Consider the following 21,970-nt stretch of genomic DNA (forward strand, 5'->3'; position numbering starts at 1 on the left):
TTAGTTTTTCTTAATTAATTCTCTAATATATCATAAATATACAAAAGGAAAGCAAACAATGCGAATTTTAAAATGTTTTTTTGTGTTATAAACGCCTTTTTTGTGGCATCTACTCTACTATTTTCAATTCGTCAATAATGTTTTGTGCTCCCGCAAACTTGTCAATTATGAAAAGAACATATCGGATATCAACCGAAATAGTGCGTTGCAACTTAGGATCAAAAATCACGTCTCCTGCCATTGCTTCAATATTTCCATCAAAAGCCAAGCCAATTAATTCTCCATTACCATTTAAAACTGGGGATCCTGAGTTACCACCGGTAATATCCTGATCACTTAAAAAGTTAACTGGGAGATAACCTGCTTTATCAGCATAACGTCCAAAGTCCTTATTTTCATATAATTCCATTAACTTTTTAGGTAAATCGAATTCCTCATCTCCAGGTTTATATTTTGCAATAGTACCTTTCAATGTGGTATAAAAATTTTGCTTAGCATCGTTTCTTTTATCTTTCGGAAGGGCGCGAATGGTACCATAAGTCAATCTTAAAGTCGAGTTCGCATCCGGATAATATTTACCATTTGGATCCATTTCCAATACTCCTGCGATATATTTGCGGGATGCAGTCAAGAACTCATCGTTCATTTTTTCTGCCTCTGGAGAAGTCTCACGGTATTTATCCATCAATGCTGAGGATAACTTGTAAAGAGGATCTGAATCAATTAATTCTGCCTTAGGGTTCTTTAGGTACTCAGCTAATTTTGCTTGTGAACCAAATACAGAATTATCAAATGCTGACTGAATATCCGATTGGAAGTTTCCACCGTTTTTGCTCGCCATATCGCGAACATAAGTTGAAATTTCGCCACCTTTTGCAGCATATAAGTTTAACTCATCTGCTAAAACATCAACCTCTAATGGCATGTGAGCCTTTTCATAGTTGTCTGCAATAAATGCTTCCAAACGTGGAGCCATCTCTTTGCGCTTAGCTTCATTTTCCTGAGCATATTGTTTTAGACCAGCGCCTAATGAAGCTGGCATAGCTGCAAATGTCGAAGAACGTAACATACCAACTAAATAGTTGTCTTGTCTCGCCTTATCATTTGTTTTTGCATAGTAATCATTGATGACTGCTATAACATTGCCATACTTCTCCTTGTTCTCAGCACGGTTTGCCCATTTGTTGAATTTCTTCTCTTGCTTACGCTTCGCTGCGGCTGTCTTGTGTTTTTTCAAGGCATCGATCATTCCTTGTCTATTCTTCCAATAGTTGGCAACTCCAGAATATTTAGAAGCATAGTTTAATTTTACAGCTTGGTCTTTATCCATGTATTTTTTCATGGCATCCATACCTACTTTTGAAGCTTCAACCCATGCAGGGTATGCGTAGTTTACATTTTGGTCAATACCTGCTGCGTTCATCCAACGGTTTGTACGACCTGGGTAACCTAAGATCATCGAGAAATCTCCATCTTGGAATCCTTTGATACTTACTGGTAAGAATCTTTTTGGTTTCAAGGGAACATTATCCTTTGAATAAGCAGCTGGATTACCATCTTTATCAGCATAAACACGGAAAATCGAGAAGTCGCCGGTATGACGTGGCCATTCCCAGTTATCTGTATCACCACCAAATTTACCAATGCTGCTCGGAGGAGTACCTACTAAACGAACGTCAGTAAAATCTTGATAAACGAAGTAGTAATATTCATTGCCATTGTAGAATGGACGAACTGAAACTACATATTTTCCACCCTCACTGTTTTCTTGTTGAATTTTTGCAATCTCTTGATTGATTACTTTCTCACGCTCTTTTTCCGACATCTTGTCGTTTACTAAGCCCAAGATACGTTTTGAAACATCATCCATACGTACGAAAAAACGTACGAATAAAGATTTAGGCTTTAATTCTTCACTGTGATTTTTAGCCCAAAATCCATTGGTTAAGTAATCGTGTTCAGGAGTTGATAATTCAGCAATCGCACCATAGCCACAGTGGTGGTTGGTAAATACTAAACCACTTCCAGATACAATCTCAGCGGTACATCCACCATTAAATTGTACGATAGCATCTTTTAAGCTGGAATTATTGATGCTATAAATTTCTTCGGCTGTTAATTTCAAGCCTTTCTTTTGCATGTCAGCTTCGTTCAGACGCTTTAGGTGCATCAGGAACCACATGCCCTCATCTGCAAATGAGAAGGTACTAACGAGCGTTAGCACACATAGTAATACTAGTTTTTTCATATCAACCTTTTTATTGGTAAACAAATTTGCTGGAATTTATGCGCAAATCAAAATGATTTGTAAGGAAATCAGCGCCATGCATGTCCTTGGATTTAACTATCTTTGCCGAGATGGCGTCATTTGAAGACTTTAAATTTAATAAGCAAATCCTAAATGCTATAGCTGAAGCAGGGTATACAACCACCACTGAAATTCAGGAAAAAGCAATTACTCCAATCCTCGCTGGACAGGATGTAATGGGAATTGCCCAAACCGGAACCGGTAAGACCGCTGCATTTGTCCTACCTATGTTGATGAAGCTGAAATATGCCCAAGGAAATGATCCTAGAGCCTTAATTTTAAGCCCAACCAGAGAATTGGCAATGCAGATTGAAGAACATATTAAACAGTTCTCAACCTATTTAGATCTTAGAACCGTGCTTCTATATGGCGGTTTGGGACCTAAAACCCAAAAAGAACTCCTTAAAAATGGTTGCGATATTATCGTCGCTACTCCAGGTCGTTTCCTAGATCTATATCTGGAAGGGGATATTAATGTGAAAAGCTTGAAATTCCTCGTTCTGGATGAAGCCGATAAAATGATGGACATGGGATTTATTGGAAAAATCCATAGAATCCTTGAAATTGTCCCTAGAAAAAGACAAAACTTATTGTTCTCAGCGACAATGAGTGAACTGGTTAGAAAAATCGCCGGTGACTTCTTGGCTTTTCCAACCGTTATTGAGGTAACGGAACAAGCAACTCCAGCAAAAACAGTGACTCAGGAACTGTATCATGTTCCAAATCTGAAAACAAAGATCAATTTATTGCAACATTTCTTTAAAGATGATGAAACCTTCAATAGAATCATCGTTTTTTGTAAAACAAAGGTTGTTGCTGACAGAGTATATTCTTTCTTGGAACGTAAGTATGGTCCTGATGATGTTCGGGTAATTCATGCTAACAAAGGGCAGAATACCAGAATTAACTCCATCAACGCCTTTAAAGATGGTGAAGTACGGATTTTGGTGGCAACGGATGTTGCTGCTCGAGGATTAGATGTTTCTCAAGTCAGTCACGTGATTAATTTTGATGTGCCAATCGTAATCGAGGATTATGTACATCGAATTGGACGTACAGGTAGAGCATTCCAAACCGGAGATGCCATTACATTTTGTAATCCTGCTGAGGAATATTACATCTCAAAAATTGAAAAACTTATCCGTCAATCTATTCCTGTCAAGGAATTGCCGGCGGATGTCATTGTTGAAAAAACACCTTTCGATGAAAAACAGTCCATCGCTAGGGAAATAGATAATCAGAAGAAAAAAGATGACCCTGATTTCAAAGGTGCCTTCCACGAAAAGAAATATGTGATAAAAGCGAACAACGCCAGAAAATCAAGCCGTGGAAAAGCAAAACCTGGAAATAAAGGGAACAATAAACCAGGGAAAAAGAGATGAAATTAACCCCTCTGAATATAACACTAGCTTGTATTTTGGTATGGGCAGTCTCTGAAATGGGAACCGGTGAAAAACCTTTGTTCTCTTGGGGAATGCTTCTTATTTTATCCATTGTATTAATTGTCGTAGACATCCTTTTCCGTTTATGGACCAAGAATGTACAGCGATTATGGATGATGCAAATAGGGTTTATTCTGGTCGTGGGAATTGTTTCAATGTTAATAAAATTACAGTTTTAGATATGAAGAAAGCAGAGATCAAACTCCAAATCGAGTTAGATGATAACAATGTGCCTGATACTATTCAGTGGAGTTCAACGGATGGACAAAATACAGAAGTGCTTCCCGCAAAAGCTATGTTCTTAGCTCTTTGGGACGCCCAATATAAAAACTCTTTAAGAATTGACCTTTGGACGAAGGATATGCCATATGATGAAATGAAACGTTTCTTTTATGAAACCCTACAAACTTTAGGAGATTCTTTCCTAAGATCATCTGGCGGTGACCCAATGGCTGAAAAGATTATCGGTGATTTACGCGATTATTGTGCTCATTATGCCGATAAGATGGAAATCTTAGAACAACAAAATTAATTGAATCCGCCAATTCCGTAATTGGCAAAATGTAAATATAATATGGATTACTTTTTAGTGAAATCTGAACCATTTAAGTATAGTTGGGAACAATTTAACAAGGATGGGGAAACTTTCTGGGATGGAGTTCGTAATTATCAAGCCAGAAATAATCTGAAAGCTATGAAAAAAGGAGATCTGGTTCTCTATTATCATAGTAATGAGGGTAAAGAAGTCGTTGGCTTGGCGAAGGTAATCAAAGAATTCTACCAGGACCCTACTACTGAAGATGAACGCTGGGTAGTCGTGGACCTGGCTCCAGTCGAAACCTTTAAACATCCAGTTACCTTGGAAACCATCAAAGCCGACCCTTTACTTCAGGATATTGCTTTGGTTCGTCAAGGAAGACTTTCCGTAATGCCTTTAAAAGCTGAAGAGTTTGACCGTATCGTCCAACTCGGCAATGCTGAATAAAATATAAGAAACTCCCAATCGGGAGTTTTTTTTGCTCAATACCTAACCTTATTGATAATCTAAAAAGCAGACTTCGCTCATTCTAATCTGATAATTCAAAAATTAAAAATAACTTTATACATACTAAACTATTAATAACCAGTGGTTCAGCGTATGATAAAGGCAGTAATTTTGGATGATGAAATTCGCGGAAGCGGATTATTGCAGCATAAATTGCAGGAATTCCAGGAATTGCTACAAGTAGAAGCTGTATTTAATGACCCTCAGGAAGCTCTGATAGAACTTCCGAAAATAGAATGTGACATCCTTTTCCTGGATGTTGAAATGCCTTTCATGAATGGATTTGAGTTTCTCGAAAAACTTGGTCAATTTGAATTTGAAGTCATATTCGTGACTGCATATAATATCTATACTCTGGATGCACTCAAAGCCAATGCATTGGATTATCTTTTGAAACCTGTTAATAATGAGGAACTCCGAAAAGCAATGGTTAAGCTTGAACTTCGGATTTCCCAAAAGGTTAAACTGAAAAAGGCCGATTCCAACGAAAATCACCTCCATACCAGTAGAATTGCTTTACCTACAGCTGAAGGTATCCACTTGGTGAGAAAAGATGATATCCTAAGAATTGAGGCGATGAGTAATTATAGTATTTTTTACCTCAATAATTTATCTAAAATAATCGTTTCCAGAACCTTAAAGGAATTTGAAATGTTATTAGAGAATACCCAATTGTTTAGAGTAAACCGGAGTGTCATCGTGAACCTGGATTATGTCGTTAAATATAGAAAAGGGGAGGGAGGAACAGTAGAGTTAGAAGATGGTTCCGAGATCGAAGTATCTCCGAATAAAAAAAAGCAATTGATGGATAGGTTATTTACATCATTCTGATGCCAAAATGAATTTTAGACTTTTTTTGTCCGTTTTATGTGCCTTGGTTTTTATGTATTCGGGAGTGAAGTCTCAAAACCGAATCTATAATTTCTTGCATTTTACGGAAAAAGAAGGGCTCAGCAGTAATGAAATTCATGGTATTGCCGAAGATAATAATGGTCTAATCTGGATGAGTGGCAGAAATGGACTTTCCTATTTCGATGGACATTCCTTTAACCATATCAAATTTGATAGGAATAGTGATATCCTAATGAATTATCTAGGAAATTTGACCATTGATGCGAAAAATAGAATCTGGATAACCACCAATAGCCGCGGATTGATCTGTTATGATCGTACCAAGCCTGAAGGGGAAAACCTAAAGGCTTATCAGGCAAAGGTGAGTAATAAGGGCTTGATCAAAACAAATCTCTATGATGTATTGGCATCCAAATCTGGACTGATTTATTTTTCTGGGCAAGAAACCGATCTCCAATCCTTGAACCCCGAAACAGGAGAAATTAAACAGATTTCAATCCCTGGAATTGACAATAAAAATTACCTCACTATTTTTAGCTTGGATGAAGATTCCTTAGGAAATATTTGGATGGGAACCCGTTATAATGGATTGATTTATTACAACCCAAACACTCATGCCTCCAAACAAATCGACTTAAAAAATCCTGGTGAGAATGCAGTTGATGGCGTAGTATTGAGACCTGATCGATTTTATACCGGATATTATGATTATGACCTGATTTCAGCAGATTACAACTTTCAACAGGTTCAAACCTCAATCTTAGGTTGGAACAAAAGCATCAATTATTATGACAACAGTGTCAGTAATATCTCTTATTGGCCGGTTGAAAATAAAGTTTTGATAGGTCATGTTTCCAATGGGTTATATACCTATCAAATCGATAATCAGAAGGTCGAACATATCACTTTAAAAGACCTTATGCCTTTGATGTCCAAACCTATGCGCGTCCATGACTTTTGTGTCGTCAAGAATGGTTACTGGATGGCGAGTGATGCTGGCTTATTTTTTTATTCTAGCCAATTAAATCAAGTCAATACCTTAATTCCAAATTTGGATAATAATCCCATTACAGAACTTTTTCGCTGGAAAGGACAGCTATGGTATAAAACCGAAAACTCCTTTGGTGAGTTAGATGAAGATCTAAAAGTTCGCAAGTCATCTTATTCGTTGAATTCCTTAAAAATTGGAAAGGTTACTGCCAATGAAACTGGAATCTATTTCTCAACGCTTGATAATGGGGTTTATCAATTTGTTGATCCCAAGACTGGATTGGTCCCATTGGAAATCTCCGGCGATGTTTTTGGATTCAGAAAAGCAGATTGTAATTCTATTCTATTGGATACTGTTGCAGGAGAAAAGGTCTTATGGATTGGGTCATGGAATTCGGGCTTGTATAAATATCATCTCCAATCCAAAACTATTGAACTGTTTGACGTGGCAGATGGTCTCCCTGATCCTAAAGTAATTTGTGTTGGAATGGATGCTAAAGGTTCTATTTGGTTGGGCATGGATGGCTATGGGCTGGTTCTATTGGAAAATAAAATAAAACCAAGATTTCTGCAATTCTCCCAAGGCCAAAAAAAGGAAAAATCTATTCAATCCAATACCGTCTTTTCCTTTTTCCTCGATCATGACAATAGGTTTTGGTTCTGTAATTCCAGCTCTGGGATAGCGGAGATTATTAAAACTCCTGAAGGTTATGATTTTGTTCAGTATCCTGAACAATCCTTGCAGCCATGGTTGTATACTGTCAAAATTCAACAGGATAAGAATGGTTTATTTTGGATGAAATCATTGGATGGTACCATGCTGTTTCAACCCCAAAAGAAACAATTTTTCCATCTCAATGAATCTGCTGGAATCTATCCTCCTGAAGAAATAAAAACGCATAATTACTTTATTGATGCAGATCGAATTGTTTGGTGTACGGATTCAGGACTTATTTCTGGAGCATTGCCTAAGTTCCAAGCTGAAACCGACCCTATGATCAAGGCTTTGCTCAATAAGTTTACTGTGCAGCATCTGGATCGTAGTTATGAATTGTTAAAGAATAGTATTCATCTTAAACCTGATGAAAACAACTTCTCCATCAGTTTTTCTGCAGCTGAGCAGATTATTAATCCCGACCTGAAATTCCAGTATCGTTTAGTCGGATTTGATGAAGATTGGATTAGCTCTTCTTCTGACCTGATGGCCTTATACAATAATTTGGAAGGTGGGGATTATGTCTTTCAGGTTCGCGTAGCAGATCAATTTGGAAACTGGTCTTCAACAATTAGGAAGATCCCAATCAAGCTGGACTCCCATTGGTATGCCACTATTTGGTTTAAAATTTTCTTTGTGCTCTTATTTGTCTCCATTATTAGTTTATTTTTCCTTTATAGGATCAAAGAACATAAGAAGATCAATAAGCTCCAAGCTGATTATAATAAGAATTTGAAGGAAGAGTTGATTCGGAATGAAATAAAAATCAAAGAGCAAGCTGCAGATATTGAAAAAGAGAAACAGGAACGACTTGAAAATGATTATAAGCAGAAACTTTATGAAAGTGAGTTGAAAGCCATCCGCTCCCAGATGAATCCTCATTTTATCTTTAATGTATTGAATTCCATTGAGGCATATGTGGTCGAAAAAGATAGTAAAAGCGCCAGCGACCTGATTCAAAAATTTGCCAGTATCAGTCGGTTGGTTCTAGAGAATTCTCAATTTTCAACCGTGAGTCTAAAATCTGAAATTATGTTGTTAAAACTTTATCTGGAACTCGAACAGGAACGCTTTAACCATGCATTTGATTTTGATATCGCCTTGGATGATAATCTAAATAATGATGATATTAAAATTCCTTCCATGCTTATTCAGCCTGTCGTTGAAAACGCGGTTCACCATGGGGTTCGCCATTTAAAAAAGAAAAAGGGATTGATCAAGATTGTCATCCTGGAAGATGAAAACAAGATTATCATCAAAATAATGGATAATGGCTTAGGCTTCAAGGAAAATTCAAACCTTAAATCTTCTGCGTTTAAACAGAGTTCATTTGGCTTAAAGGGGGTTCTTGAGAGAATCAATATCATCAATAGTAATTATTCAAGTCCAATAGCTTCCCTGGCCATTGAAAAATTAGTCCATGAGGATGCCTTTACAACAGCAGTGATCATCACTTTACCGTTGAGCCCTAAAATAAAATATCCCGATTGATGGACCGGGATATTTCTGTTAGACTTTATGTTCGAATAAATTGACCAAATTCTTTATTTCCGTTGCATTTTCTGGTTTTAATTTCCCAGCTAATAACAAGCGTAATTCTCTTCTTCGCATCGCTTCAGCAAATAAGGTCTTTTCCTTTTCTGATTCCGGAATCAATTTTGGGATAGCCTTAGGGCGATCATTCTCATCAATGGATACAAAGGTATAGTAAGCCTCATTGGACTTCACCTTGGTGCCTAAAGGAAGGTTTTGAGCGAAGATTTCCATTCTCACCTCAACTGAAGTGTTGAATGCACGGGTAACCTGCGCTTCGATCGTTACAACTTCCCCTAATTTGATGGAGCGTTTGAAGGAAACATTGTCTACTGAAACCGTCACAACCTGATTATTACAATGCTTCTGTGCTGCCATCGCAGCGCAAATATCCATCCAGTATAATAATCTACCACCCATTAAGTTTCCAAAGGTGTTGGTATCATTGGGAAGAACTAATTCGTTCATCTCCGTATAGGATTCCCTTGCGTATTTCTCTTGCATGATTATGATCTATAGTATGAATATTGTTGTTCAATAAATTTTAATGAGTCCAAAAAGGATGTTGGCTTATAACCCAATTCCTGAATGGCTTTACTCAAGATAAACCCAGTTTTCTGAGGACGGTTTTTAGATTGTCCTATTTCTTCAGCTTTTATTGGGCTAATTAAGCTCTTGTCATAGCCCCAAAAGTCAGCAACCGCTTCTACAGCTTCCAATATGCTATACATTTTATCGCTGGAAATATGGTAGATGCCCTCGGCATTTCTTTCAATACATAAAATACATGCCTCTGCCAAATCATCAACCCAAGTTGGCATTCGCCATTGATCCGAAACTACTTTGATAGCTTCCTGATTCTCTAGCTTGGATTTTGCCCAAAGTACTAAATTGGATCTGTTGCGGTCTGCAATAATTCCGTAAACCAAAATGGTTCTTAATATCGCTGCACGACAACCAGATTCTAGAATTGCTGCCTCAGCATCCAATTTGCTCTGTCCATAGGCATTGCATGGATTGCTGGCCGCCGTTTCATCATATGGCCCCGCCTGTCCATCAAATACAAAATCGGTTGATAAGAAAGTAAAGTGGATGTCGTCTTTCAAACATTGTTGTGCAAGTGTTGCAACGACTTCTACATTTAATTTTTGACAAGTCTCCGCATCTTGTTCACAGGCCTCTACGCTGGTCATAGCAGCTGTATGGACGATATGTGTCGGTTTAAACTTTGCTATCAGCTCCAACAATCTATCTGTGTCCAATAAGTCCAACTGAACAAATTCATAACCCTCCTGTAAAGGATTTCTATTCGCTGAATTCGAAGTACAACATAAACTATAATCGGTCTTTTGAATAATGAAATCTGTCAATTTCTGACCTAAGAAGCCATTAGAACCTGTGAGTAATACCCGTGTTGATTTTGAACCTAGTTTGTCCATTGGAAGTCCATTTTAGGTTGTTTCATTGAGTTGTCCAAGACATCAATTTCTAATTTCAAAATAGCTTCCATGGCTTTGTAATCTATCTTGTCTGCATCGTCAGTGGGCTTATGATAATCATCATGTCCTCCGGTATGGAAGAATAATACGGGGATATTCTTTTTATAGAAAGAGGTTTGGTCGGAACCACCATTCCCGTCTTTGCTCTTATTGAACTTGATTGTACTGGTAATTCCCTCGAATATTTTTGGAAAAGCAGAGCTAGTTCCATATCCGATAACCGCCAAACCATTATCTGGATTGTATCTTCCAATCATATCCATGTTTAACATCCATTGGATAGAATTTAATGGAATAGTAGGGTTCTCCGTGAAATGCTTAGAACCTAATAATCCTAATTCCTCTGCTCCAAATCCTATGAACAACATGTTAAAAGGTTCTTTGATATCATTTGTAGCATAATGTCTTGCCAATTCCAAAAGACCAGCTACGCCAGATGCATTGTCGTCAGCTCCATTATGAATTTTTCCAACTCCTAATGAATCACGGGAACCGCCGATATGACCCGTTCCTAAATGATCATAATGTGCACCAATCACAATGGTGTAATCCGCTGAATTATCTAGGAAACCAATAATATTATCCGATTTACGCTCCGGATTATCAACCTTGACTCTTTTGACCGTGGCAATAAAGTTTTGACGATAACCTTTTTCACCCTTGGGGCTTAACTTATATTTTTTGAAATATTTCTCCACATAATCTGCCGCCTTGGAAGAACCTTTCATTCCGGTTTCTCTCCCTTTCATTCTATCAGCAGATAAATACTTAATATGTTTTTCTAAATTCTTGGGATTTATTTGTGCAGTTGCCCATATTGGTGCTGCAAAAAAGGCCAACATGATGGCAACAGAAAAGAGTACTCGGAAATTTTTCATGTCCAAATATACGGATAAAGCTAAAAAGGGAAATAATTAGCTTGGTTAACTTTGTTTAATCGAAATGTTAGTCTTCGATGATTTCACTATTGGCATGTGATTTCTCCTCATGTTCTTCCTTGAAATATCTTTTTTGGAAGATCAGGATTAAGAATACACCCACTGAGATTGCAGAGTCTGCAATGTTAAAAACTGGACGGAAGAACAAGAAGTCCTCGCCACCCCAGATAGGAAACCAAGTTGGGAAAGTACCGCTTAAGAGCGGGAAATAAAGCATGTCAACCACTTTTCCATGTAGGAAAGTTGCATAGCCGCCAGCCTCTGGGAATAGTACAGCCTTGGAGAACGGTGTACTTTCACTAAATATTAAACCATAAAATGCACTATCAATGATATTGCCCAGTGCTCCAGCAAAGATTAATGCCACATTCAGGATAAAACCACGGTTATATTTATTCTTGACCATATAGTGAAGACCGTATCCAATACCCATGACCGCAATAATACGGAAGACACTCAGAAATAGCTTGCCATATTCACCGCCGAATTCCATACCATAGGCCATGCCTGGATTTTCAATGAAGTGAATCAAAACCTTATCCCCAAGAACTTTGAAGTCTTGGCCAATAGTCATGTTCATTTTAACCCAAAATTTAGAAATCTGGTCTACAAGTAAAATAATAAGTATTAGTAGTACGGGCTTGGTATATCCTTTCATAGCATACAAAAATGGTCTTTGCTTTTGATAACAAAGACCATTTATTTAATCTTTTGCTTAATATTGTTTGTTCTTCGCCTCAATACTCAACGTGGTATGAGGGACTGCTTTCAATCTTTCTTTCTGAATTAACTTTCCAGTCTCTCTACAGATCCCGTAAGTTTTGTTCTCGATACGAACTAATGCCGCTTCAAGATTGTCAATAAATTTCTTTTGACGCGCCGCTAATTGGTTGATTTGCTCTTTCTCCAAAGTCGCTGAACCGTCTTCTAATGTCTTGTAAGTACCTGCTGTATCGTCAGTTCCATTTGCATTGCTATTGCTTAATGAAGTCGTTAATGACGTTAATTCTTCTCTAGCAATACGTACCTTCTCAAGAATTATTGCTTTAAATTCCTGTAATTCAGCATCACTGTACCGTGTTTTCTCTGTGTTTCCCATACTTTAAATTTTTTCTATTGATAGCAATAAATTCTCTCCGTCAATCTCGATAGCATCTCCATTTGCCAGCGCACTATCGAAACGTAAACTGTCGGCCAAAATTTCCGTACAAATATACGAGAAATTATTATCTACAGCTTGTTGAATTTCAGTATTTTGACTTAAGGTTACATTTATACGGTCGGTAACTTCAAATCCCTTCTCTTTCCTAAGGTTCTGGATCCGATTAATCAACTCTCTCGCCATCCCTTCATCCTTTAACTCAGCAGAAATATGAACATCTAAGGCTACCGTCAATCGTCCTAAATTTGCAACCTGCCATCCCTCTACATCTTCTGCTATGATGTCTACATCTTCGCTGCTAATTACATATTTCGTGCCAGTTAACGCAATTGAACCATTGTTTTCTAAAGTTTGGATTTCATCAGCACTCATCGATTGAATAGCCGCAGCTACCATCTTCATATCCTTACCTACCTTAGCACCAAGTACTTTGAAGTTCGGCTTGATCTTCTTTTTAATGATCCCAGTGGTGTCAGTAATAAATTCAATATCCTTGATATTTGTCTCCGAAAGTATCAAATCTTTTACTTTCTCCACCTTTTCTTGGAAAGAACTGTCCAGTACAGGCACCAATATTTTGCTCAATGGCTGTCTTACATTGATTCCTGTCTTTTTACGTAGGGATAAGGTCAATGATGAAATATCCTGAGCCAAGCCCATACGCTCTTCTAATTCTTTATCTACCAATTCTTCATGGTAAACTGGATAATCGGCTAAATGAACGGACTCAAACTTCTCCTTGCCCGTAGCAGCATTTAAATCCAGATATAATTGATCCGCAAAGAATGGAGAAATTGGAGCAATTAATTTTGAAATCGTATCCAAACAGGTATATAAAGTTTGGTATGCTGATATCTTATCTTGTGAGTATTCACCTTTCCAGAAACGACGACGACATAAACGAACATACCAGTTGCTCAAATGCTCATCTACAAAGTTCTGAATCGCACGCGCCGCCTTGGTAGGTTCATAATCTCCATAATATCCATCTACCTCTTTGCTTAAGCTATTTAATAAGGAAATAATCCAACGGTCAATCTCTGGACGATGTTTTAATGGAATTTCTGGTTCAGCGTAATTGAACTTATCGATATTCGCATATAAAGCAAAGAATGCATAGGTATTGTATAAGGTTCCGAAAAACTTCCGACGAACTTCATCCAATCCTTCAATATTGAATTTCAAGTTATCCCAAGGTGCTGCATTGCTGATCATGTACCAACGCGTAGCATCTGCTGAATATTGGTCGATTGTAGTAAATGGATCAACTCCATTTCCTAAACGCTTGGACATTTTGTTACCATTTTTGTCCAATACCAATCCATTCGATACTACATTCTTGAAGGCTATCGATCCGCGAACCATGGTAGATATCGCATGCAAGGTGAAGAACCAACCTCTTGTTTGGTCAACCCCCTCAGCAATAAAATCTGCAGGGAATGCTGAAAAATACTCATCCTTGAATGGTAGTGGATCACCACTTTCTAATTTATCGTAATCCAAACCCCATTGTGCATAAGGCATGGCTCCGGAATCAAACCATACGTCAATTAAATCCGGCTCACGGAATAATTTCTGCCCCCCATCAGAAACCAAGATGATATCATCTACATAAGGTCTGTGTAGGTCTAATTCCTCAGTGCCAAATTTATCTAAATAGGATTTGTTGGTAGCTTTCTCATCTGCTGTTAAAACATCTGAATTTAAGGAAGCTTCCAAATAGGATTTCAATTCTGGCATGGAACCAATACAAATCTCTTCGTTTTCGTCCTCACTTCTCCAGATTGGTAGGGGAGTACCCCAATATCTTGAACGGGATAAATTCCAATCCACCAAGTTTTCTAGCCAGTTGCCAAAACGGCCTGTGCCTGTAGCCTCTGGTTTCCAGTTGATGGTTTTATTTAATGCCACCATCTCATCTTTTACTGAAGTGGTCTTGATAAACCAGCTATCCAATGGATAATATAAGACTGGTTTGTCAGTACGCCAACAGTGTGGATAGGTGTGCTCGTATTTCTTAACGTCAAATGCTTTGTTCTCTTCTTTCAGCTTGATTGCAATCAAAACATCAGTAGGGCGGAAATCTTTGTCAGCACGTTCTTCATTGGAGTAATATTCCTCCTTTACAAAACGACCTGCGAAATCAGTGATTTCCTTAACAAATTTACCTGTTTTGTCTACGGTAGGAACTTCCTTGCCATTCTCATCAAGAACCATGATCGATGGAATACCATTCTCACGAGCTACTCTAAAGTCATCTGCACCATAAGTTGGGGAGGTATGCACGATACCTGTACCATCTTCTGTGGTTACAAAGTCTCCAAGGATTACTCGGAATGCTTTCTCTCTCAATTCCTCCGAGGTCACATATGGCATCAATTGATGATAACGAAGACCTTCGATTTCTGCTCCCTTGAATTCTTCAACGATTTCCCAAGGAATAACCTTGTCGCCAAATTTATAGTCTTGGAAGGATACCTGTTGTCCATCAGCCTTAAAATGCTTTGAAATTAAATTCTTAGCTAAGATGACAGAAACCGGAGTTCCAGTATATTGATTAAAGGTTTTTACCTTAACATAGTCGATATTCTTTCCAACTGTTAATGCACTATTTCCTGGAAGAGTCCAAGGGGTAGTGGTCCACGCTAGAAAGGCAACATCCTCATCCGGATTTTCTACTAACCTTTCCATCATAGGATGGATTTGTTGTTTATCAAGACGGAATTCCGCAACGATTGTTGTATCCTTTACGTCTTTATAAGTTCCTGGTTGGTTTAATTCATGTGAACTTAAGCCAGTTCCAGCAGCTGGAGAATACGGTTGGATGGTATAGCCCTTATAAAGGAGTCCTTTTTTGTAAAGGTCTTTTAATAAGAACCATAAAGTTTCAATGTATTCGTTTTGATAAGTGATATAAGGATGTTCAAGATCAACCCAATAGCCCATTTTTTGGGTTAGGTCATTCCATACATCTGTATATTTCATGACTTCCTTACGGCAGGCATCATTATAATCTTTAACAGAAATTTTCTTGCCAATATCTTCTTTCGTGATTCCTAAAGTCTTTTCAACAGCAAGTTCAATAGGTAAGCCATGGGTATCCCATCCACCTTTACGTTTAACTTGGTAGCCTTTTAGGGTTTTATAGCGACAGAAAATATCCTTGATGGTTCTCGCCATAACATGGTGAATACCTGGCATCCCATTCGCGGAAGGCGGACCCTCATAAAAAGTATAGGGTTTGCTGGCTGGTCGATTGGATATACTCTTCGCAAAGATGTCGTCGGACTCCCAACGTTTTAATACTTCTTTGCCTATTTCTGATAGATTTAACTGCTTATATTCCTTATACATCACGTACTCTAATTCTGTTTTTTAAAGGTCGCTAATTTAATGAAAATTTTGTTAGTTCCTGCCTTGTATAGCGTAATTCCTATCAGACATTCCACATCAGCATTTCAATAGGCCAATATGCAGTCCCAAAAAATCTCCAAAAAATCTAAACGCTAATAAAATGGGTTATGGATAAATTCTCAAGATTTATAAAAATAAATCAGGAAAAATAGGAAGGTGTGAATATGTTTATTCCTAAAACTGAGTCTAAAAACCTAGTAAGAATTGTAATCTAGCAATAATCTCTATTTCTATTTAAGGATTGAATGAGGTCTAACTACTAAATCTAAATACTAAATACTAACTACTAACTACTAGATACTAGATTAAAAAAGGCTTCGCCAAATTTCGACAATTTCAATAGTTTGTTTTGCGTAGGAGTCTAAAATTAAACAACAGATTTGGGTATTCTCTCTAGCGATATTGTTTCAATAATTGTCAATTATAAAGACGAAACCTTTTAACGGCAATAATTTTATGCAGAGAAGCTGCTACCGCAGCCACAAGTGCTTGATGCGTTAGGATTATTAAATGTAAATCCGCGAGCATCCAAACCGTTTCGGAAATCGATTTCCATTCCTGCCAAATATAATCCGTGGGCTTTATTCATAAAAACACGGATACCTTGGATATTGTACTCGGTATCACCATCTTTTTGTTGGTCGAATCCTAAAATGTAGCTCATTCCAGAACAACCCCCACCTTCAACACCAATACGAAGCCCGAAATCAGCACTGATTTCTTGTTGCTCGATTAGTTTATTTAGTTCGCTTAGTGCACCTTCGGTAAAAGTTACCGGAGCTACAGCTGTCATATTTTCTGAAGCCATATTTTTTTCCTCTGAATTTACTTCTGCAAAAATACATCTTTTTCAGGTTATTTGTCTATGTCAAACCTGATTTTGACAATCAATAAACACTCGGAACAGCCTGCCTATACGAATGAACCAAGATTCCCGTTAAGAATTAAGAAGGCATTCGGGTCAGCCTAATTTCTGATAATTCTTATCAAAATGGCAATTCCTAAAATTCAATCGAGAAATTTAGGTAATTATAAGCCCATTTCTTTGTAATTATCTATATTTGCAACAAATTTGAAATTTTAATATCCCCCAATAAAAAATAGCAATATGGAAAGAGATCAATCCATTTTTAATCTAATTGCTGAAGAGCTAAAACGCCAAGAAGAAGGTATTGAGCTTATCGCTTCAGAAAACTTTGTGAGCAAGCAGGTTATGGAAGCTGCTGGTTCTGTTTTGACAAACAAATATGCCGAAGGACTTCCAGGAAAACGTTACTACGGAGGTTGTGAGGTTGTAGATAAAATTGAAACAATCGCAATTGACCGTGCTAAAGAATTATTCGGTGCTGAATGGGTGAACGTTCAACCTCACTCAGGTGCACAAGCAAATGCCGCTGTGTTCTTAGCAATCTTGAAACCTGGTGATAAAATCTTAGGATTCGATCTTAGCCATGGTGGTCACTTAACGCATGGTTCTCCAGCAAACTTCTCCGGAAAACTTTACCAACCTTTGTTCTATGGTGTTAAAGAAGATACTGGATTAATCGACTACGAAAAGTTAGAAGAAACTGCTCGTCAAGAAAAACCTAAAGTAATTATTTGTGGTGCTTCTGCTTATTCTCGTGATTGGGATTATGCTCGTATCCGTAAAGTAGCTGATGAAATCGGAGCACTTGTTGTCGCTGACGTTTCTCACCCTGCTGGATTAATCGCTCGCGGTTTATTAAATGATCCAATTCCTCACTGTCATATCGTAACAACTACTACGCATAAAACCCTTCGTGGTCCTCGTGGTGGTATGATCATGGTCGGTAAGGATTTCGAAAACCCTTGGGGTATCAAAACTCCAAAAGGTGAAACTCGTACAATCACTCAATTATTAGACTTAGCTGTATTCCCAGGTACGCAAGGTGGTCCTTTGGAACATACTATTGCGGCTAAAGCGATCGCTTACGGTGAGGCTCTTTCTGATGACTATTTAACGTATATCAAACAAGTGAAAGCGAATGCTGCAGCACTTGCGCAGTTCTTCGTTGAAAAAGACTATAAAATCATTTCTGGCGGTACTGACAACCACTTAATGTTGGTAGACCTAAGAAATAAAGATATTTCAGGTAAAGATGCAGAAGCTGTATTAGGCTTAGCAGGTATTACTACGAATAAGAACATGGTACCTTTCGATTCACGTTCTCCGTTTGTTACTTCAGGTGTTCGTTTCGGAACAGCTGCAATCACAACTCGTGGTATCAAAGAAAATGAAATCATTCAAATCGGTGAATTGATCGATGAAGCATTGAACAACCGTTCAGATAATGCTGCCCTTGACCGTATTCACGGAAAAGTAAAAGAAATGATGGCTCAATTTCCTTTATATAAATAATAATTGAGTAAAAATAACTTTCAAATGGCTCCAAACGTTAAATTTGGAGCCATTTTTGTTATTAGTTTTTTATGTGAAGAAATGTTAAAATTCTAAACCTTTTTTTGAATAATCGGAAATTTTAATTCTCTTTGATTCTACAACATTAAACAAATCGCTTATCGAAACACAACTACGCTTAAACTAAAATATTACAAAGACATAGAAAACTCTTACATCATTTGTGGAGGCATAATTATGAAACTATTGAATAAGAAAAGTGACCAGGAACTGGTACAAGCGTATGTTAAAGGCGAAGAAAGAGCCTTGCAAGTACTATTAGAGCGTTATAAAACGAAAATCTATACTTCTATATATCATCAGGTAAAGGATCAATACCTTGCTGAGGATATTTTTCAAGAGACTTTTATCAAAGTTATCAATACCCTAAAAGCTGGTCGTTATAATGATGAAGGTAAGTTTTTACCTTGGGTAATGCGTATTGCCCATAATATGGTAATTGACCACTTTAGAAAAGAGAAAAGAGCACCAAATGTAATCAACAATGATGGATTCGATATTTTTGAAGTCCTTCAATTCTCGGATGATAGCGTTGAAATGAAAATGGTCAAAGACCAAAGAGATGTAGATTTAAAGAAAATCATCCAGTTATTACCAGATGATCAGAAAGAAGTACTGATCATGCGATTATTCTGTGACATGAGCTTTAAAGATATCGCCGATATCACCGAAGTCAGTATCAATACCGCCTTGGGAAGAATGCGATATGCATTGAGTAATCTCCGCAAAATGATCGAAGAAAATAATATGATGTTTCAATTAGGATAGAAATAAACATAGGATTAAGATTAATAATTTAAAGAGGTCTGCAACAGCATTGCAGGCCTCTTTTTTTTGAGCTTAAGTATAGGTTGGAATTCGATACTACTTCTAGTTTTATAGGGTATAAATTTTGGTTTTTACCGGGCCTCCGCCGGACTTTCTCCGGACCTTTGCCGGATTTTGTTCGAATTTTTTCGAAGGAGGTCCGGCGAATATCCGGCACAAGTCAAGAGAAAGAATGAGCTTGTCCAATTGCCATTTCTTATTAGAATAAATATAGGTTTGAAAACTTAGGGATATTTCAGGTTCATTTTGATGAATAAAATGGATAGGTAGTTTATTTCCTCGAAATGATAATTGTGATTATTTAGGTAAATCCTCTGTCAATTTGTCCAATTTATGTACATTTCGACTTGTTTTAGCGGGATTTTTTTCTTTCTTTGTAGGGAAATCGCATTTGGAATTAGTTTTGTTATAACTATTGAAAATAGAAAATTAAGATATTGAAGATATGTATTGGATAATTTTTATCGGAATCATGCTAGTGAGCTGGATAGTTCAGTTTACTTTCAGAAATAAGTTTAAGAAATACTCGGAGATGCCACTGTCATCAGGGCTATCAGGAGCAGAAATTGCGCAGAAGATGCTCAATGAGAACGGGATCAATGATGTTCAGATTATTTCCGTAGAAGGACAATTGACTGACCACTATAATCCGGCGAATAAAACGGTGAATTTGAGCCCGGATGTATATCACGGACGTTCTGTTGCGGCTGCGGCAGTAGCGGCTCACGAATGTGGACACGCCGTGCAACATGCGACCGCTTACTCTTGGTTGCAGTTCCGTTCTGCTATGGTGCCGATCGTGAGTGTTGCATCTAAGTTGACAACTTGGGTATTGATGATTGGTATTGTTGTGATGGTTTGGCAACAGATCCCTTGGGTTTTAGCCATTGGGGTTGCTGCATTGGCATTAACGACTATATTTAGTTTTATCACCTTACCAGTGGAGTTTGATGCATCTAACCGCGCACTTGCTTGGATGAATGCCTCCAATGTAACGCATAGTACGGAAGAACATGATGGTGCTAAAGATGCTTTGAAATGGGCAGCTATGACTTATGTAGTTGCGGCTCTTGCTTCCTTAGTAACCTTATTATATTATGCTTCCATTCTTTTTGGAAGACGTGATTAAGGAATAGCTTTAAAAAACGCTAAGCCCCGATTGAAAAATCGGGGCTTTTATTTATTTGAAATTATGCAATCGCTTTTTTTTCGTCTATTTATCCGCTGAAAATTCAGGGATATTAGACGTAAAATCTTAAATTAAAAAAGCAAAAAGCTATATTTGTAGGATTAAGTCAAATCAGGTTTAAACCTAAAGTTCTCAGTGCTAAGCTGGGGATGGAACAAAGTATTGATTTTTAGAAAGTTAAAAGATGTTTTCAAATCTACAGGATAAATTAGACAGGGCCTTTAAGGTATTAAAGGGGCAAGGGAATATTACAGAAATCAACGTTGCGGAAACCATGAAGGAAATTCGCAAGGCATTATTGGATGCCGATGTGAATTACAAGACTGCCAAAACGTTTACCGATGACGTAAAACAAAAAGCATTAGGTGAGAATGTATTGACCAGTATTTCGCCAGGTCAGTTGCTGACTAAGATCATGAACGATGAGCTTACAGAGTTGATGGGTGGAACAGTTACTGAGCTTGAAATCACTAAAAATCCTACTGTTATTTTGATTGCTGGTTTGAACGGTGCGGGTAAAACGACCTTCTCTGGGAAATTGGCAAACTTTCTAAAAGCTTCAAAGGGTAAAAAACCTTTATTGGTTGCGGGTGACGTTTACCGTCCTGCTGCCATTGACCAATTGGAAGTTTTAGGACAACAAGTTGGAGTTCCGGTTTATGTGGATCGCGAATCTACAGATCCTATTGGAATCGCTGTTGCCGGTGTGGAAGAAGCAAAACGCAATGGTCAAAATGTGGTAATTATTGATACCGCGGGTCGTTTGGCAATCGATGAGGCTTTGATGAAAGAGATCACTGCTGTAAAAGATGCTACGCAACCACATGAGATCTTATTTGTGGTGGATTCCATGACTGGTCAAGATGCGGTGAATACAGCAAAAGCTTTTAATGATCGTTTAGACTTTACAGGGGTTGTATTAACCAAATTAGATGGTGATACTCGTGGTGGTGCTGCACTTTCCATTAAATCTGTTGTCAACAAACCGATTAAATTTATTGGTACAGGCGAGAAGATGGAAGCATTGGATGTTTTCCACCCTGACCGTATGGCATCCCGTATTTTGGGTATGGGTGACGTTGTATCCTTAGTAGAGCGTGCTCAACAACAATTCGACGAAAAACAAGCGGCGGAACTTCAGAAGAAAATCCGTAAGAATAAATTTGATTTCAACGACTTTAAATCACAAATCCAGCAAATCAAGAAAATGGGTAACATGAAAGATTTGATGGGGATGATTCCGGGAGTTGGAAAAGCAATTAAGGATGTAGAGATTGATGATAATGCGTTTAAACCTATTGAAGCGATTATTGATTCGATGACTCCATTTGAACGTGAGAATCCAGATGCTATCGATACAAAAAGGAGAAATCGTATTGCTAATGGATCAGGAACTAGCCTTGATGAGGTAAATAAACTGATGAAGCAGTTCTCAGATATGCGTAAGGTAATGAAACAAATGTCAAATCCAGGTATGGCAGCGAAGATGATGCGTAATATGCCAAAAATGCCAGGAAAGCCATTTTAGTAAATAGAACAAGGATAATGAAGGGGTTGTAGAGCATTCTACAACCTCTTTTTGTTTATTGATGCGCAAGAAAACTAAAATCCTATA

18 protein-coding genes are annotated in these 21,970 nt (G+C 37.7%); 10 read left to right on the forward strand and 8 right to left on the reverse strand.

The window, feature by feature from the left end; all coding sequences use genetic code 11:
• Positions 1-109: 109 nt before the first annotated feature.
• Positions 110-2,248, reverse strand: coding sequence for a S46 family peptidase (locus PZ892_RS02605; RefSeq protein ID WP_094255743.1), 2,139 nt, complete (start codon positions 2,246-2,248; stop codon positions 110-112).
• 110 nt (positions 2,249-2,358) lie between these two features.
• Here PZ892_RS02605 and PZ892_RS02610 point away from each other — a divergent pair, with 110 nt between their 5' ends.
• From PZ892_RS02610 to PZ892_RS02635, 6 genes are all read left to right on the forward strand, one after another.
• Entirely contained in the window at positions 2,359-3,690 is a 1,332-nt protein-coding gene (locus PZ892_RS02610; protein ID WP_094280328.1) for a DEAD/DEAH box helicase, read from the forward strand.
• Complete coding sequence (locus tag PZ892_RS02615; RefSeq protein ID WP_182498056.1) at positions 3,687-3,929, forward strand: hypothetical protein; 243 nt, start codon at positions 3,687-3,689, stop codon at positions 3,927-3,929. Before PZ892_RS02610 ends, PZ892_RS02615 begins: the two co-directional genes overlap by 4 nt.
• Before the next feature lie 2 nt (positions 3,930-3,931).
• Positions 3,932-4,282, forward strand: coding sequence for a gliding motility protein GldC (gene gldC / locus PZ892_RS02620; RefSeq protein ID WP_182498057.1), 351 nt, complete (start codon positions 3,932-3,934; stop codon positions 4,280-4,282).
• 42 nt (positions 4,283-4,324) lie between these two features.
• Entirely contained in the window at positions 4,325-4,735 is a 411-nt protein-coding gene (locus PZ892_RS02625) for an EVE domain-containing protein (RefSeq protein WP_094255471.1), read from the forward strand.
• Between the two features lie 153 nt (positions 4,736-4,888).
• Complete coding sequence (locus PZ892_RS02630) at positions 4,889-5,626, forward strand: LytTR family DNA-binding domain-containing protein (RefSeq protein ID WP_182498058.1); 738 nt, start codon at positions 4,889-4,891, stop codon at positions 5,624-5,626.
• 7 nt (positions 5,627-5,633) lie between these two features.
• Positions 5,634-8,843: a sensor histidine kinase gene (locus PZ892_RS02635; RefSeq protein ID WP_182498059.1), complete on the forward strand. Its 3,210-nt coding sequence runs from the start codon at positions 5,634-5,636 to the stop codon at positions 8,841-8,843.
• Between the two features lie 18 nt (positions 8,844-8,861).
• On the opposite strand, the gene PZ892_RS02640 is transcribed toward PZ892_RS02635, so the two are convergent.
• From PZ892_RS02640 to PZ892_RS02670, 7 genes are all read right to left on the reverse strand, one after another.
• Complete coding sequence (locus PZ892_RS02640; protein WP_182498060.1) at positions 8,862-9,389, reverse strand: acyl-CoA thioesterase; 528 nt, start codon at positions 9,387-9,389, stop codon at positions 8,862-8,864.
• A gap of 2 nt (positions 9,390-9,391) precedes the next feature.
• A complete protein-coding gene (locus tag PZ892_RS02645; protein ID WP_182498061.1) occupies positions 9,392-10,324 on the reverse strand; it encodes an SDR family oxidoreductase in 933 nt (310 codons plus the stop codon).
• The gene (locus tag PZ892_RS02650) at positions 10,312-11,262 is read right to left on the reverse strand and encodes a M20/M25/M40 family metallo-hydrolase (RefSeq protein WP_220476607.1); all 951 of its coding nucleotides are present in this window, start codon (positions 11,260-11,262) and stop codon (positions 10,312-10,314) included. Before PZ892_RS02650 ends, PZ892_RS02645 begins: the two co-directional genes overlap by 13 nt.
• Before the next feature lie 67 nt (positions 11,263-11,329).
• The gene (locus PZ892_RS02655; protein WP_094255465.1) at positions 11,330-11,980 is read right to left on the reverse strand and encodes a lipoprotein signal peptidase; all 651 of its coding nucleotides are present in this window, start codon (positions 11,978-11,980) and stop codon (positions 11,330-11,332) included.
• A 57-nt stretch (positions 11,981-12,037) separates the two neighbouring features.
• Entirely contained in the window at positions 12,038-12,421 is a 384-nt protein-coding gene (locus tag PZ892_RS02660) for a TraR/DksA C4-type zinc finger protein (protein ID WP_094255464.1), read from the reverse strand.
• 3 nt (positions 12,422-12,424) lie between these two features.
• Positions 12,425-15,838 carry an isoleucine--tRNA ligase gene (ileS, locus tag PZ892_RS02665; protein WP_182498062.1) on the reverse strand — a complete coding sequence of 1,138 codons (3,414 nt, stop codon included), beginning with the start codon at positions 15,836-15,838 and terminating at the stop codon, positions 12,425-12,427.
• Between the two features lie 514 nt (positions 15,839-16,352).
• Positions 16,353-16,706, reverse strand: coding sequence for an iron-sulfur cluster assembly accessory protein (locus tag PZ892_RS02670; RefSeq protein WP_094255462.1), 354 nt, complete (start codon positions 16,704-16,706; stop codon positions 16,353-16,355).
• Positions 16,707-17,006: 300 nt separating this feature from the next.
• Here PZ892_RS02670 and glyA point away from each other — a divergent pair, with 300 nt between their 5' ends.
• From glyA to ffh, 4 genes are all read left to right on the forward strand, one after another.
• Positions 17,007-18,278, forward strand: a complete 1,272-nt coding sequence (glyA, locus tag PZ892_RS02675) for a serine hydroxymethyltransferase (protein WP_094255461.1) — start codon at positions 17,007-17,009, stop codon at positions 18,276-18,278.
• Between the two features lie 237 nt (positions 18,279-18,515).
• On the forward strand, positions 18,516-19,106 hold the full coding sequence (locus PZ892_RS02680) for a sigma-70 family RNA polymerase sigma factor (protein WP_094255460.1): 591 nt from the start codon (positions 18,516-18,518) through the stop codon (positions 19,104-19,106).
• A 505-nt stretch (positions 19,107-19,611) separates the two neighbouring features.
• Complete coding sequence (locus PZ892_RS02685; RefSeq protein ID WP_094255459.1) at positions 19,612-20,295, forward strand: zinc metallopeptidase; 684 nt, start codon at positions 19,612-19,614, stop codon at positions 20,293-20,295.
• 244 nt (positions 20,296-20,539) lie between these two features.
• Positions 20,540-21,883 (forward strand): signal recognition particle protein, encoded by a 1,344-nt coding sequence (gene ffh, locus PZ892_RS02690; RefSeq protein ID WP_094255458.1) that lies wholly within the window; start codon positions 20,540-20,542, stop codon positions 21,881-21,883.
• Positions 21,884-21,970 lie beyond the last annotated feature (87 nt).

The organism is Sphingobacterium sp. WM (genome assembly GCF_029542465.1).
Lineage (GTDB): Bacteria > Bacteroidota > Bacteroidia > Sphingobacteriales > Sphingobacteriaceae > Sphingobacterium > Sphingobacterium cellulitidis.

Coding starts and splice junctions, on each gene's coding strand:
- PZ892_RS02630 (WP_182498058.1), top strand. CDS start 4,889: ATGATAAAGGCAGTAATTTTGGATGATGAAATTCGCGGAAGCGGATTA.
- PZ892_RS02670 (WP_094255462.1), bottom strand. CDS start 16,706: ATGGCTTCAGAAAATATGACAGCTGTAGCTCCGGTAACTTTTACCGAA.
- PZ892_RS02640 (WP_182498060.1), bottom strand. CDS start 9,389: ATGCAAGAGAAATACGCAAGGGAATCCTATACGGAGATGAACGAATTA.
- PZ892_RS02680 (WP_094255460.1), top strand. CDS start 18,516: ATGAAACTATTGAATAAGAAAAGTGACCAGGAACTGGTACAAGCGTAT.
- PZ892_RS02610 (WP_094280328.1), top strand. CDS start 2,359: ATGGCGTCATTTGAAGACTTTAAATTTAATAAGCAAATCCTAAATGCT.
- PZ892_RS02625 (WP_094255471.1), top strand. CDS start 4,325: ATGGATTACTTTTTAGTGAAATCTGAACCATTTAAGTATAGTTGGGAA.
- PZ892_RS02635 (WP_182498059.1), top strand. CDS start 5,634: ATGAATTTTAGACTTTTTTTGTCCGTTTTATGTGCCTTGGTTTTTATG.
- gldC (WP_182498057.1), top strand. CDS start 3,932: ATGAAGAAAGCAGAGATCAAACTCCAAATCGAGTTAGATGATAACAAT.
- ileS (WP_182498062.1), bottom strand. CDS start 15,838: ATGTATAAGGAATATAAGCAGTTAAATCTATCAGAAATAGGCAAAGAA.
- PZ892_RS02650 (WP_220476607.1), bottom strand. CDS start 11,262: ATGAAAAATTTCCGAGTACTCTTTTCTGTTGCCATCATGTTGGCCTTT.
- PZ892_RS02660 (WP_094255464.1), bottom strand. CDS start 12,421: ATGGGAAACACAGAGAAAACACGGTACAGTGATGCTGAATTACAGGAA.
- PZ892_RS02685 (WP_094255459.1), top strand. CDS start 19,612: ATGTATTGGATAATTTTTATCGGAATCATGCTAGTGAGCTGGATAGTT.
- ffh (WP_094255458.1), top strand. CDS start 20,540: ATGTTTTCAAATCTACAGGATAAATTAGACAGGGCCTTTAAGGTATTA.
- PZ892_RS02655 (WP_094255465.1), bottom strand. CDS start 11,980: ATGAAAGGATATACCAAGCCCGTACTACTAATACTTATTATTTTACTT.
- PZ892_RS02615 (WP_182498056.1), top strand. CDS start 3,687: ATGAAATTAACCCCTCTGAATATAACACTAGCTTGTATTTTGGTATGG.
- PZ892_RS02605 (WP_094255743.1), bottom strand. CDS start 2,248: ATGAAAAAACTAGTATTACTATGTGTGCTAACGCTCGTTAGTACCTTC.
- glyA (WP_094255461.1), top strand. CDS start 17,007: ATGGAAAGAGATCAATCCATTTTTAATCTAATTGCTGAAGAGCTAAAA.
- PZ892_RS02645 (WP_182498061.1), bottom strand. CDS start 10,324: ATGGACAAACTAGGTTCAAAATCAACACGGGTATTACTCACAGGTTCT.